Origin of the sequence: Taibaiella sp. KBW10, from assembly GCF_003852495.1 — a bacterium.
In the GTDB taxonomy this organism is placed as follows: domain Bacteria; phylum Bacteroidota; class Bacteroidia; order Chitinophagales; family Chitinophagaceae; genus Edaphocola.
Genome location: NZ_QAJI01000004.1, coordinates 454382 through 467875 on the forward strand (window position 1 = coordinate 454382; position 13494 = coordinate 467875).

The 13494-nt window shown below is 41.3% G+C and carries 10 protein-coding genes; 2 read left to right on the top strand and 8 right to left on the bottom strand.

The window, feature by feature from the left end; genetic code table 11:
• Positions 1 to 416: 416 nt before the first annotated feature.
• On the bottom strand, positions 417 to 1865 hold the full coding sequence (locus DBR32_RS09690; RefSeq protein WP_124636109.1) for an acyl-CoA dehydrogenase family protein: 1449 nt from the start codon (positions 1863 to 1865) through the stop codon (positions 417 to 419).
• A 235-nt stretch (positions 1866 to 2100) separates the two neighbouring features.
• Here DBR32_RS09690 and DBR32_RS09695 point away from each other — a divergent pair, with 235 nt between their 5' ends.
• Positions 2101 to 4110, top strand: coding sequence for a putative porin (locus DBR32_RS09695; RefSeq protein WP_124636110.1), 2010 nt, complete (start codon positions 2101 to 2103; stop codon positions 4108 to 4110).
• Positions 4111 to 4139: 29 nt separating this feature from the next.
• Here DBR32_RS09695 and rnhA read toward each other — a convergent pair whose 3' ends face one another.
• A complete protein-coding gene (gene rnhA, locus DBR32_RS09700) occupies positions 4140 to 4604 on the bottom strand; it encodes a ribonuclease HI (RefSeq protein WP_124636111.1) in 465 nt (154 codons plus the stop codon).
• A 56-nt stretch (positions 4605 to 4660) separates the two neighbouring features.
• Between rnhA and DBR32_RS09705 the strand changes: the two genes are divergently transcribed.
• On the top strand, positions 4661 to 5407 hold the full coding sequence (locus tag DBR32_RS09705; protein WP_124636112.1) for a menaquinone biosynthetic enzyme MqnA/MqnD family protein: 747 nt from the start codon (positions 4661 to 4663) through the stop codon (positions 5405 to 5407).
• On the opposite strand, the gene DBR32_RS09710 is transcribed toward DBR32_RS09705, so the two are convergent.
• The 6 genes from DBR32_RS09710 to DBR32_RS09735 form a co-directional block, all read right to left on the bottom strand.
• A complete protein-coding gene (locus DBR32_RS09710; protein WP_124636113.1) occupies positions 5404 to 6708 on the bottom strand; it encodes a hypothetical protein in 1305 nt (434 codons plus the stop codon). The genes DBR32_RS09705 and DBR32_RS09710 overlap by 4 nt on opposite strands.
• A complete protein-coding gene (locus DBR32_RS09715) occupies positions 6702 to 8837 on the bottom strand; it encodes a hypothetical protein (protein WP_124636114.1) in 2136 nt (711 codons plus the stop codon). Before DBR32_RS09715 ends, DBR32_RS09710 begins: the two co-directional genes overlap by 7 nt.
• A gap of 5 nt (positions 8838 to 8842) precedes the next feature.
• On the bottom strand, positions 8843 to 9496 hold the full coding sequence (locus tag DBR32_RS09720) for a hypothetical protein (protein ID WP_124636115.1): 654 nt from the start codon (positions 9494 to 9496) through the stop codon (positions 8843 to 8845).
• A gap of 107 nt (positions 9497 to 9603) precedes the next feature.
• Positions 9604 to 9852 (bottom strand): type B 50S ribosomal protein L31, encoded by a 249-nt coding sequence (locus DBR32_RS09725; protein ID WP_124636116.1) that lies wholly within the window; start codon positions 9850 to 9852, stop codon positions 9604 to 9606.
• 88 nt (positions 9853 to 9940) lie between these two features.
• Positions 9941 to 11992 (bottom strand): thiamine pyrophosphate-dependent enzyme, encoded by a 2052-nt coding sequence (locus tag DBR32_RS09730; protein WP_124636117.1) that lies wholly within the window; start codon positions 11990 to 11992, stop codon positions 9941 to 9943.
• Positions 11993 to 12084: 92 nt separating this feature from the next.
• A complete protein-coding gene (locus DBR32_RS09735) occupies positions 12085 to 13413 on the bottom strand; it encodes a CinA family nicotinamide mononucleotide deamidase-related protein (protein ID WP_124636118.1) in 1329 nt (442 codons plus the stop codon).
• Positions 13414 to 13494 lie beyond the last annotated feature (81 nt).

Genomic DNA, 13494 nt, shown 5'->3' on the forward strand with positions numbered 1-13494 from the left:
ATCAATCTGTCAAAACTGCGACCCCATTATCTATGTGCCATAATATAAAAATATAAAGCCCCTAAAAAGGGGCCTTCTTAAAATTTAAAATATGAGCTGTATTATAAATATTTTTATTTTGCCTACAGTATCGTAAATCATAGGAATATGATTTTCAATGTTTATTCCGATAATTTATTGCAAAAAGTGTTTTTCCATAGAAGAAGATTATCAAGTTAAAAAAATATTACTACGCTTTTTCCCTGTGTAGTGCAGGTGCTTGCAAGCTATTTTTTTAATATTCATTTCCCCTGTCTGCGCAAACAAAATACTTTGAGTATCAAAAATTATATCGCAAAGTTAGGAATTGTATTTTCTGAACTCATTAACCTGGGTTAACAAAAAATATTTTTCTTTTTTGCAAGTGTATAATTTCCTTATAAGCGACTCAGGCAGTCTGCTTCTACAATTATTTTTTTGATATCGGCAAGCAGGAAAGCCGCCGCATTTCTGAAGTCTTCATATTCAAATGCACGCGCTTCGGCAGATTGCATGACATTATTCAGGCAATTCAATCCAAATATCCGTGCAATGATTTGACCGTTCAACACCTTTTGGGCCTGTGTTTTATGCTTATTAAGCAGCGACAGGTCAAAATCAATATGCCTCAGGCCATTTCTTGTTTTTTCGTACCCGGACAAAAAGCAAGTCACATTACCATCGACACTTTCTGTGATACAATACTCAGCCAGTTGTTGACTTAATAAATCATTAGTACCATCAAAAACGGTATAAACGCGTGCATCCAGTAAGGCATAGGCCGCACTATTATCTGGTGTATCATAGCGATACCCCTCTCCACCACAAATCTGCTGGTAGTTTAAGGCACATTCCAACATTTTGTCGGTAGAAAGCGTTTTAACCGCCTGTGCTTCGAAAAAATTGCCGGTTAGTGTATTTCGGAAATCGTTATACTGCGTTACGTAAACCAATAAAGCTTTGGATATTGTTTTACAAGCTGCGATCAATTTTAATTTATATTGTACATACCCTATATCATAAAGGGTACCATTACCAATTTTTCTGCGTTGCGCACGTTCCAGGGCTTCTTCATGAATACGGGCGGTAAAGCCGCTGGCCATAGCACTCATACTTAAGCGGGAAGCGCAAAGCATATCTACTGCCCCATCCAGTTTTTCTGAAGTCACCTGCAATCTTCTGTATTTGGGCACCACCGCATTGATTTCGTTTCTACCGTAATCAATTGCTTTTAGGCCCAAAGCATTGTATTTTTCTACGGCTTTAAAACCTTCTGCCGCTTTAACGATAAAATAGCCAAACTCTTTCTCATTATGGACATTTTTGGCCGCAACAAGCCACCAATCCGCACTCAGGCTAAATGCCTGCCAGTGTTTTTGACCGGTGATATGGTAACCCTGTTCCGTTTCTTCATAAACAGTGGTCATTTTGGCGAGGTTGGAGCCACAACCGGGCTCCGTCAAGGCAAAGCCGCCGATTAATGCCTCTGTGCTAAATAAAGGAAGCACTTCCTGCTTTAATTCTTCAGTACCGTATTTACTTACATTTCTTACAAAAAGTAAGGTGATGATCATGGTATACATTCCCAAAGGAAGGTTATGCCGGGAAATGGATTCTATCAGTGTACATAGTTCTTCATGGCTATCGCGTCCTCCATAGGCTTCGGGAATCATGGATAACATGATCCCGCTATCAGTCAATTTTTTCCAGTCTGCTCTAGGGAAAGGTTCATTAGGGAATTGTGTGGACGCATAGTTTTCTTTTATCAGATGCTGAATTTTTTCAAGATAAATATTAGCGTCTTCTAGTGCCGGAGTGCTCTCGGTGGTAACTGCTGATGGATCCATAGTACGTACATGTTAGAAATATGATGGTAAAAATAGATTTGGAATATGTTAAATTCATTAACCTAGGTTAACGAAATGCATTTTTCACCGCTTTTTTATCCCCAATAGGGGTAAATCAGCGCATAAATGATAATAATTGCGCCAAAAACGGACTTATATAATATTTTTCATCAAAATTCCGTAATTAACTTAGCTTTGCCCTCATCCATAAAAAAGCAGTGTACAGACGGTAACCATGGCGCTCAGATTCTATATATATACTTTTATTTTTATTGTACTTTGTTCTGGTATTGCTACAGGCACATGGGCTCAATTTAACCGGCCCAATGGCGGAGCTAATACCGCGGAGAATAACCCTTTTGCACAAGCGAGTGATACCGCAGCCAATAAAAAGAAAAGCAAAACAGATTGGGATGAAGCGCCCGCTAAAATACAATTTACCTATTACAACAGTGAAGTGGTACACTATTACGATACTTCTTTAGTGTTTTTCCACCGCAATCAGTATACACAACCGGTATGGTATAAAGACCTTGGAAACTGGGGCACAACAGCCAGACAGCTTGTATTTAGAACCAATACCACACCAGGTGTACAAATGGGTTATAACGCATGGGATGTCTATAAATACACCATGGATAGCCTGCCCTTTATACATACTACCCGGCCTTATACTTCTTTTTCTTTTATGTTGGGAAGCAAACAGTTACAGTGGGTCGAGATCATGCATACGCAGAACATTAATCCGAGATGGAATTTTGCTTTCAAAATTGCCAATAACTCTTCCTCCGGTTTTTTTAACATGCAGACGACTTCCGGCCTGAATGGGTTTATCAGTACCAATTACAAAAGCAGGAATGAACGGCTGCAGACCAAAATCGGCGTCATTTTCAATAATTTCAAACAGGACGAGAACGGGGGGATTACGAATGACAGTTTCCTGACGGATCCGTTTTATTCTAACAGGATAAATGTACCGGTACGGTTTGAAAATAACGGGTTTAGTGCCAAGCGCTCAGATGTTTATAACCGGCAGAGAGACAATCTTTTTTTTATTCAAAACAGTTATGCCTGGGGTAAGCAGGATTCTTTATATAATGCAGACTCTACTCAGGTTAGCTACCGCTTTACGCCACGTTTTTCTATAAAACATGTTCTAAGCTTGGAGCAGACCCGTCACCAGTTTGTCGATGGCTCTCCGGATTCTGTCAATTACCTGTTTGCCGGAAATTTTAGCTTCCGCACCAATGACACCCTGAGGTCGATACAAAGATGGCTCAGCCTTGACAATAAGTTTTCCCTGAATACCTTTATCGGGCGCGATACCCAACAGGTTAAAATAGAAGCCGGCATTGGCGTGAGGACCGATAATTTCAATACCAGTTATGATAATTTGGTGAAAGGCACTACCATTTTGAGCAATTACATCTTTGGGCAAATCAGAAAAGAGGCTCTCGCCGACAACCAATGGGCTTATCAGGCAGGTGCCACTTTCTTCTATGCAGGCGAAACACTGGGTAATCTCAATATAGAAGCGCAACTCTCTAAGCGTTTCCCCAAGCTCGGTATGTTTCGCATAGGTGCCTTACAGTCGATTACCAGTCCCGCAGATAATACGCGCTATTTTAGAACCAATTATTTCACGCTGACTAACGACTTTAATAAACAAACCACAACACAGATATACGGCCAGCTATATATTGATGCTATAAAAATACAATTAGGACTTCGTAATCAATTGGTATCCAATTATATTTACCTTAATAGCAATTTGAAATACAATCAATACAGCCCTACCTTCTCCATACTACAATTCAATGCCCGAAAGGCCTTTAACTTTGGTGCGTTTAGTTTGGACAATGAGGTGGTGTGGCAGCAAGCAACCAATAATGCACCGGTACATGTACCGAGCCTGATGTTGCGGCACCAGATCACGTATAAGATCCCTGCCTTTAAAGGCAGGCTGGATGTCTATTTCGGCATAGAGGGCCGTTATAATACAGGGTATTATGCTGATGGCTATACCCCATTCTACAACCAGTTTTTCTATCAGGACCAGGTGATGATCAAAAACAAACCTGAGTTTACGGCATTTTTCAATTTTAAGGTAAAACGCTTAAGGGCTTTTGTCATGGGCGATCAGATGCAACAATTATTCTGGACCAAAAACGTGATGCAGGCACCCAACTATCCGGGCGCAAATGTGCACCTGCGATTTGGGTTTAACTGGATCATGATGAATTAAAACAGCACTTGCAAGATAAATTGCGGTGCTTATCTTGCGTAGAATTCCTCTTCGTACACCGAATCAGCAAGTAAATTGCCCCCATCGGCTGCAGTCGTAGCCAAGACATCGCAACGGTTATTGTAGGGATTATCGGCATGGCCTTTTACCCACTGAAACTGTACATGATGTTTGCGATAGGATTTTAAAAAGCGCTGCCACAAATCAGGATTTTTCTTTCCGGTATAGCCCTTCTTTTCCCAACCAAATACCCAGCCCTTCACCACAGAATCAATTACGTATTTAGAATCGGAATACACCACAATATTCAAGCCCTCTCTGGTTAAGGACTCCAAAGCCACAATAACTGCCAGTAATTCCATCCGGTTATTGGTGGTCAGTTTAAATCCCTGTGCAATCTCTTTTATGGTCGATCCCCATTTCAGTACAATTCCGTATCCTCCGCGCCCCGGGTTACCTCTGGAGGCCCCGTCTGTGTAAATAATCAGTGACAAATTTCGTGTTTTACTTTTGGTAAATTAAAGGTATTTTTGCGCTCAAAAGTACAATTTTGAATCGGAACATAAAAGTTACTGCCGTTAGTTATCTTAATACAAAACCCTTATTATACGGCATTCAACGCCACCCCATCCTCCAGCAGATCGACCTCAGCCTTGCTTACCCTTCCCGGATTGCCTTACAATTGCAAGAGGACACTACAGATGTAGGCCTGGTATCTACCGCCGCATTACTGACCATTCCAAACGCAACCATTATTACTGATTATTGCATTGCCGCCAGCGGAAAAGTCGCTTCGGTTTGTATATACAGCAAACGCCCTTTAGCGCAGGTAAATAAGATCTATCTCGATTACCAGTCCCGTACTTCAGTGAAACTCGCAGAGATTCTCTTAAAGCATTATTGGAAAAAAGAGGTGCTTTTACTACCGGCACCGGAAAATTTCATGGATTTGATTGAGGATACCACCGCTGCCGTTATTATTGGTGACCGTGCGCTTAAAGCAAATCACCAATTTGAATATGTATACGATCTGGCCGAACACTGGAAAGCTTTTACGGGTTATGACTTCGTATTTGCCGCCTGGATCGCCAATAAAGCCTTACCCGAGACCTTTATCCAACAGTTTGGTGAAGCGAATGCATTGGGGCTCCAACATATTGATGCGGTTATCGCCGAAAATCCCTTTCCGGAATATAGCTTAGATACCTATTACAGAGAAAATATTCAGTATGTATTGGATGAGGATAAGCGCAAAGGCCTGAACTTGTTTCTAAACTATCTCAAAGAGATGGCCTAAAACAAGTCCAGCAATTGCTTTAAAGAAGATTTCTGTGTATCAGCGAATGATAACTTAAGGGTATAAACGGTCTTATCTTTATCTTTTAAGGCTCCGGTAAGACTAAGCCTGCGAAAGGGCTTCAAATAGGTTTTAAGCTCTTTAAAAGCCGCCATTTGGGCTATTTTATCTACTGTACACCAAGCCTTCAGTACCTCATCAGGCATTAGGGTTGTTTGCTCTGGCATACTATATCCCTGTACCGCTTGGGTACCTGAATACAGACTGAACAGATTTGCTGTATTTATCCCGTATTTCAGATCAAACAAGGGGAACATTGCTTTATTAAAACTGTCGGTTCCGTATAAGAGTTTATTATCGCGCAATATCTTTACTTGTTCAGTATTATTAAGGTATGCATAAAAGAAAATATTGGGTACCGGTTTTTGTACCGTTTCTGATACTGCCACTTTTTCAAAATTATCATCAAATACATATTGCACAATCTTTTCGGACTGCTGTACCTCTCCGTCCACAAATAGTGCAAATTCATTTTGAAAACAGGCTTGAAAATCGGGATAAGAAACGGCTGTATCCTTACGCTGTTCTAATCCTAAAGCATGCAGAAGACGAGCAGGATTTTCTGAAGACAATATTGCTAATGATGCATTTTTAGGAACATATAGTTTTGTCGCTTCTTTTGTATAGCCATTGGTGATCAGCTCAGCGTTTAGTGCGCCCGGTTCAAAATTCAGGCTTCCCGATCCCCAGCTCCCATCCATAGCTATATCGGCTTCAGAAGCGCGAATGGTATACAGACTACTTTTTTCAAAAGAAATGACTTCTTTCTCCTCCAAAAAACCTTTCGCTACCGTCAAAACAGTATCGGTAAGCTCTTTTGAAGAGATCATTACCAAATGCTTTTTATTATAGACACAGGAAAACAGCTTTGACTTATGGGTATATACCTGGGATGCCTCGGCTTTAAAATCGCGGCCCAGCCAAGCTTCAAAGTCTTTCTGATCTGCTATTGCAAGTTTTACGAACAGGCAATGATGCGGCAAACCTTTAATACCAAAAGCAAAAATATTGAAAGGGATGTCAATGCCATTGCCCCGCTCCTTTTTCCCTTTTTTAGCAGAGAAATCAGTACTGATGAGCTTTTTACCCATCTGCTCTACATTGAGCCTTATTACCCTGTCGGCCTGTTTGGGGATCTCGATATCAAACGATTGTAGCCGCTTGTAATACATAAATCCCCAAACACTCAGACCAATCAGTATCGCCAGGCTTATGATGCTAAGGACGATTTTTTTTACCATGCTTTTCTCATATCATCAAACATATACAACAGGTATTCTAATGAATTTGTTTTACTGTTTGGTATATTCAGTTTATAATTGGCCTCAGCCCTGTTGTTTTTAATTTTTTCGGTATAGAATTGCATCTGCCCTACATTGCGCAAAAGGTTATTAACCCGCAGTTTCCGCATCGCATCCATATCTTCATCAAACATTTTATCCACCAGTCTATCGGCATAGAACCATCCTGCACCATTATGTTTCGTCAACAAATTTTTATCGGTTTTGTTGAGGTTTCCTCTGTACACACCATCGCGGATCGCCTGTAATTCCAACAGATCGGTTCCGATAAATATGATACCATCTTTGATGGTACAATAGTAATCAAAGGGATCATAGCCCGTCTTTTTAACCACTTGGTAAATACCGTCTTTTGGGGTCAGTACTTCTTTTTTGATGCCATATTCCAACGCTTTAAAGAAGATATTATCATCTTTGGTGGTGTACATCAGCAAGAAATTAGGTAGTTTTTCTTTCTTTGTGACTTCTTTTTCGGTAGACTGATAAGTCTCTTCGTCCCAGTTATACTCAATGCTTTTGTATTCTTTTTCTTTAATATTGGTAAACACGAAAGCGGCATCGCCCCAAAAGGCTTTTCCTACTGCTTTTTCATCCACCACAAGGCTGAATACATCTGCCAGTATATTGGCCTCATCCGTACCATAAGTATTCATGTTGGCAAAGGCATCTTTAACAATACCCGGCATCTCCTCTAAATAGTTTTTAGTATTCAAGGCCATACTCAATACCCCTATATCTGTCTGACTATTGATATATTTTGAGAATTTAGGATTCAATTTTCTTTTATACACCCGCTTCACCTTATCGCTCGTTTGCTTATTGGTATGGGTAATTCCCTTTATCGCCACTGCATTTGCTTCAAAATTCAGTTGAAACATAGCCCAGTTTTCTATAGGCCCCTCTTTTGCCACATTTTGCGTCAAATCTTTATAGCCATACAGGTAGCCGCCCCAGGTTGAAAAAGGGTTTGTATTGGAATTGACATATACTGTAAAAGCACTATTCGCTTTAGGATACTCCAGGTCTTTATATTGGGCTAATTGCTGGTAAGTTGTAGCATTTTCAGCTAGCATTTGGCTCAAAAAACGCTCTTGCCAGATGCTGATTACTGAATCGCGTTTTTTGTCAAACAGTTCAGTATCCCGCTCATAGCGTTGCTGATCAAAGGTATTGTTATAGGGGGCATCTACTGCCACCGGCGATACTTCTAAGGAATAAGGATAATCTTCCGTAGTACTAACGGCATCTGCCACAGCATAGGTAACTTCAGCTGATTCTCCCTCTTCGGTCGTCGGATCCTCTTTTTGTGTTTCGTATACCACACGGGCTCTTGGAGGCGGTGGCGGTGGTGGTGGCTCGACCATTTTCACTTCTACAATTTCCGGAGGAGGAAGCTCTACTACCTCTACTTTATGTGTTTTAGCCGTTTTTTTAGTGACCTTTGTTTTTTTCTTTTTCTTTACCGGTTTTGGGGGTTCGGGTACCGCATAAGCCGTATCCGCCAGTTCACTTTCATCGATATAATAATCGCTGTATTCTACGGGCTTTATGCCGTACTGGGCTGCACGGGCACTATCTTCCAAAATTCTGTACCGATTGGAAACAGTGAGTAAGATACCATAGGCACCGGATTCGGGAATGAACAATTGATTATTGCCTTCCAGGTTGAAAAGATTGCCACCATTGCTTTTCTTAGTTGCGGTTTTTTGATCGATGCCTAAAGACGCTTTAAATTGGGCAACATTCTGAACAGGGAGTAAGCGAACTTCATAGCTGATGCTATCGGTATTGATATAATGTAAATAGGCTTTATTATTATGATCAATTCCTGATTGGGTGATATCGGTTTCGTTTTCGTAATTCCTGTTTACCGAAAGCAGGCTCTCATATAGGGAACGGCCGCTTTCAGAATTATTCAGGTGTTGAATATTGGTTTGGGAAAAAATATAAGGCAGGTTAAATTCTACAACAAAACTGGCATTCTTAGGTGCCGGGATATTCTTACTCTGTGCATTGATCGTCATGGGCACAAACAAGCCCATGGCAATGAGGTATTTAATTTTCTTCATGATAATTATTGTAAATTAATAGCGTTATTGATAGAGGTTCCGTAGTTGAAGATATTGGTGATCGCCGTTCTGAACATAACCGATTTTTGGGAACCGGAAATTTTGGCTTCTTTATTACTGAGCGACTTTACAGGCGTCGCAAAACGGTATACGCTTGTGTACAGGGCATTTTTGAACACTTCTTTATCTTCTGCTTTCATCTGCTGAAACTGTTTCTTGGTTTCTGCATTGAGCTGATAGGACTTCGCAAATGTTTTGGTGCTTTTATTATAACTGTAGGTCGCAAAATTATAAGTAGGTACTTTATATTGCTGCATAATCTTACCCGAAGCCGCATTAATATTGGCTACTTCCTTAAAATCGAAGGAAACGGTAATGATATAGTTGCTAAAATCGCTGGTAGTTTTCACATTACTAATGCCTGGTGTTGCTCTTAACGCAATAGCCGTTTGGTTTAGTTCGGCTACAATTTCCTGTTGGCTGGGAATTTTATGTCCGTTCACCGTTTTCAGTTTCATTAAAGAGGCTACTTTTGCTTTACTCTGCGACACATTTAAGGTCAGGATCATCCTACCGCTGCCATCCGCATTTAAATTAATTTCCTCTACCGTCTCGAAGCAGGAACTAAATGTTATGCAACAGATTATAACGGCAAGCATTTGCACAATTTTTCGCATATTGGTATTTTATAGTACAGATTACAAATATAGAGCATAAAAAAACTGCGACCGAATTTCGATCGCAGTTTCTAAAATAAAATATGGGATTATTTTTTCTCGTAACGTTTTTTGTATTTTTCGATACGACCCGCAGTATCCACAAATACAGATTTACCTGTATAGAAAGGATGCGACGTGTTAGAGATCTCCACTTTAATCAATGGATATTCTTTACCATCTTCCCAAGTAATTGTCTCGTTGGAAGCAGTAGTCGATTTTGTTAAAAACGTAGTTTCATTAGACATATCTTTGAATACTACGAAGCGATAATTTTCCGGATGTGTACCTTTTCTCATTGTTTTTTATATTTATGTATGGTTTCTAGCCATACGACATTAAGGGTGCAAAAGTATATCTTTTTATTTATTTATACAAATAATAATGCTAGTAGGCCAATAAATAAGCAATTTTGTCGGCTACTTTTTGCGCATTAGGCAGCATTTCCGCTTCCAGACCGGTGTTCAGCGGTACTGCAGGTAAGTTTAAAGCGCCGATGGTTTGTACCGGTGCATCAAGGTATTTAAAGCATTCCTGTGCAATTCTGCCGGCTAAGGCTTCTGTAAAGGAGCTATTCAACTGCTCTTCTGTAAGTACAATACACTTACCGTGTTTTTTTACGGTATCGTAAACCAAGGCCTCATCTAAAGGATAAATGGTTCTTAAATCTATGATTTCAACTTTACCTTCGTGCTGCTTAGCCGCGGCTGTAGCCCAGTGCACACCCATACCATAAGTAATGATGCAGACGCTTTCTCCATTATCCATGTGTTCAGGGCTCGCAGCCAAAGTAACCTTACCAATCCCGAAAGGCAGGATATAATCTTCTGCCGGTTCAATGGTTTTAGCCGCTTCGGTACCCGGTACTTTGCTCCAGTATAAACCCTTATGTTCCAGCATCACGACCGGATTATTATCATAAAATGCAGCTTTCATCAATCCCTTAAGATCGGCAGCATTGGAAGGATAAGCAATCTTAATCCCTTTAATAGTAGCCAAAGTGCTTTCTACACTCCCGCTATGGTAAGGACCACCACCACCATAAGCACCGATGGGCACCCTGATGATGTTGCCTACCGGGTATTTCCCGCAACTCAAATAACAGGATTTAGATATTTCTGTAACCAATTGATTCAATCCGGGATAAATATAATCGGCAAACTGCACCTCCACGATCGGTTTAAGACCTACTGCACTCATTCCAACCGTAGATCCGATAATGTAGGCTTCTTGTATAGCGGTATTGAAGACGCGTTTATCGCCAAATTTCTGTGCCAGAGTGGCTGCTTCTCTGAACACTCCTCCTATCCTGCCGCCTACATCCTGTCCATAAAAAAGGGCTTCAGGGTGTTTGCGCATAATCTCTTCAATAGCATGCAAGGCCGCATCAACCATCACTACTTTCTCTCCGTTTTCCGGTTGACGGGTTCCGCGTTCTGTCGTGATTTCCAAAGGTGCAAACACATGATCCGCAACGGTGGATAAATCCGGATCCGGCGCATTGACCGCACGCTCAAATTCCTGCGCAATAAAATCAATTTCTTCCGTTTCTATTTTATCAAGATCGGTTTCTGTAAGCCCGAGAGCCATCAGCCTTTGTTTTAATTTCGGCCCCGGATCGTCTTTTCTATGTTTTTCCAGGTCTTCCTCGGTACGATACCATTCTCTGCGTACCCCGGAAGTATGGTGCCCGATCAGTGGTACCGTTGCATGTACCAGAATCGGTTTTCTTTCTGTTCTTACAAAATCAATAGCCTCTTTCATAACCTCATAAGAGGCTTCAAACTGGCTACCATCAACAGTTCTGCGGGCAATGCCTTTAAACCCTTCAATGAATTCATAGGCCGTCATGGTCCTGGCTTCATCGCTGGAGACCGAAATACCCCATTCATTATCCTGTACCAAAAATATAATGGGCAATTGGTGTAAGGCGGCATATTGAAAGGCTTCACTTACCTCTCCTTCCGTGACGCTACCATCTCCAAAAGAACAGATGACCACCGGTGGGGTCTCATAAGTCTTTAGTTGTTGTGATTCAATATAGGCGATCCCCTGAGCGACGCCGGTTGTCGGAATGGCCTGCATTCCGGTAGCGCTGCTCTGATGAATGATCTTAGGGAAATTATCTCTTTTGATATTGGGATGGCAATAATAAGCCCTGCCTCCGGTAAAAGGATCATCTCCCTTCGCCAGTAATTGCAGCATCAGTTCGTATGGACGAAATCCCATACCCAGCATAATGCTTTCATCGCGGTAATAGGGACTTACATAATCTTCGGGTTGTAACAAAAATCCCGTAGCCAGCTGAATGGCCTCATGTCCCCGGGAGGTACTGTGTACATATTTACAAATAGGTCTGTTGGCTTCATAAATATCTGCCATCGCTTTAGCAGACATCATTAATCTATATGCTTTTAAAAGCAAATCTTTATCAGTCATGTAACAAGTTTGTGCTATAAGATAGCAAATTTAATGTTTTAAATTTATTCGCTATAAGAATCAACCGAAAACTATCCGGGGGTATCCAAAAATCAATAATGCTCGAGTATAAATGTGCGTAAAAATGCCCAACCCTCATTGATCACCGCTTCTTTATTGGTGAGGCGGGTATAACGCAGGTGCAATTGTTTGGTCTCGACCCTGCCCTCTTTATTGGCAATGGCCATCCATACCAGCCCAACAGGTTTGGTCTCTGTGCCGCCATCAGGGCCCAAAATACCGGAAAACGAAATGGCGAGGTCAACTTCTAATTGTGTAAGGGCTCCTTTTGCCATAGCGATTACCGTTTCTTCACTAACGGCACCATGGGCAGCTAAGGTTTCAAAAGGCACCTGAAGAATATGTTCTTTTACTTCATTGGCATACGAAATGATACCTCCTTTATAATACCGGGAGCTACCGGGAATATTGGTAATCAAATGACCAAAATAGCCTCCGGTACAACTTTCGGCGGTGCCAAACTTCAGTTTTCTATCCGCCAGCAATCGCGTGGCGTATACATCCAATCCTACATCCTCGTACCCGATAATATATTTTTCCACCCGTTCGGTGATGGCTTGCACGACCTGCTGCGCTTCTGTTTCCAAAACATGTGCATCCAATCCTTCGGAAGTAATACGCAACTTAACCATTCTTAAAGAAGGCAGATAAGCCAGGTGCATGTGTGCAGGAAAAGCGGTTTCTATATCTTGAATTCGGTCGGCCAGCAGACTTTCCGGTATACCGGAGGTGACAATATGCTTATGTAATACCACGCGCTCCGAATGCACTTTATCCTTTAATATTGGCATCAGTTCCTGCTCCAGGATATATTTCATCTCGAAAGGCACGCCCGGCAAGGAAGCAATATATTTACCTTCTTTTTCAAACAACATACCCGGAGCCGTGCCCATCTTATTAAAAAGAATCCGGCAATTGTCGGGTACATCGGCCTGCATGGCATTACGTTGCAACATGGGCAGGTTTCGTTTGCTGAAAATGCCCTCTATATGCTCGAGTACTTCGGCATTCCGCACCAGCGTGCCACCAAAGTAAGCACAAAGAACCGGTTTCGTAATGTCATCGGCAGTAGGCCCCAAGCCACCGGTGAAAATCACGACATCTGCTTTCTTCAGGGCTTCATCAAGGGTTTCGGTAATATCGTCTTTATTATCTGATATAGCGATTTTACGGATCACTTCTATATTGTGTTCGCCCAAAACGAGGGCAATATGTGTAGAGTTAGTATCAACAGTCTGACCGATCAAGAGTTCATCTCCTATGGTGATGATGATGGCTTTATTGGGCATAATATTTTGCGATTTATAAGTGCTATCGTTTTTGGCAAGGAACAAAGAAAAGTCATTAGGGCGCTCATCCATATTCCTTTTTCAATAAAGTCCAAAGGTAATAATTTCTCTGTCTGTAAGGCATTGTATATAAAAGATAAACGACAAAGCCAT

Excerpts from the sequence above, each read along its gene's own strand:
- DBR32_RS09735 (WP_124636118.1), bottom strand. The coding sequence starts at position 13,413 with ATGGATGAGCGCCCTAATGACTTTTCTTTGTTCCTTGCCAAAAACGAT.
- DBR32_RS09690 (WP_124636109.1), bottom strand. The coding sequence starts at position 1,865 with ATGGATCCATCAGCAGTTACCACCGAGAGCACTCCGGCACTAGAAGAC.
- DBR32_RS09715 (WP_124636114.1), bottom strand. The coding sequence starts at position 8,837 with ATGAAGAAAATTAAATACCTCATTGCCATGGGCTTGTTTGTGCCCATG.
- DBR32_RS09710 (WP_124636113.1), bottom strand. The coding sequence starts at position 6,708 with ATGGTAAAAAAAATCGTCCTTAGCATCATAAGCCTGGCGATACTGATT.
- DBR32_RS09730 (WP_124636117.1), bottom strand. The coding sequence starts at position 11,992 with ATGACTGATAAAGATTTGCTTTTAAAAGCATATAGATTAATGATGTCT.
- DBR32_RS09695 (WP_124636110.1), top strand. The coding sequence starts at position 2,101 with ATGGCGCTCAGATTCTATATATATACTTTTATTTTTATTGTACTTTGT.
- DBR32_RS09725 (WP_124636116.1), bottom strand. The coding sequence starts at position 9,852 with ATGAGAAAAGGTACACATCCGGAAAATTATCGCTTCGTAGTATTCAAA.
- DBR32_RS09720 (WP_124636115.1), bottom strand. The coding sequence starts at position 9,496 with ATGCTTGCCGTTATAATCTGTTGCATAACATTTAGTTCCTGCTTCGAG.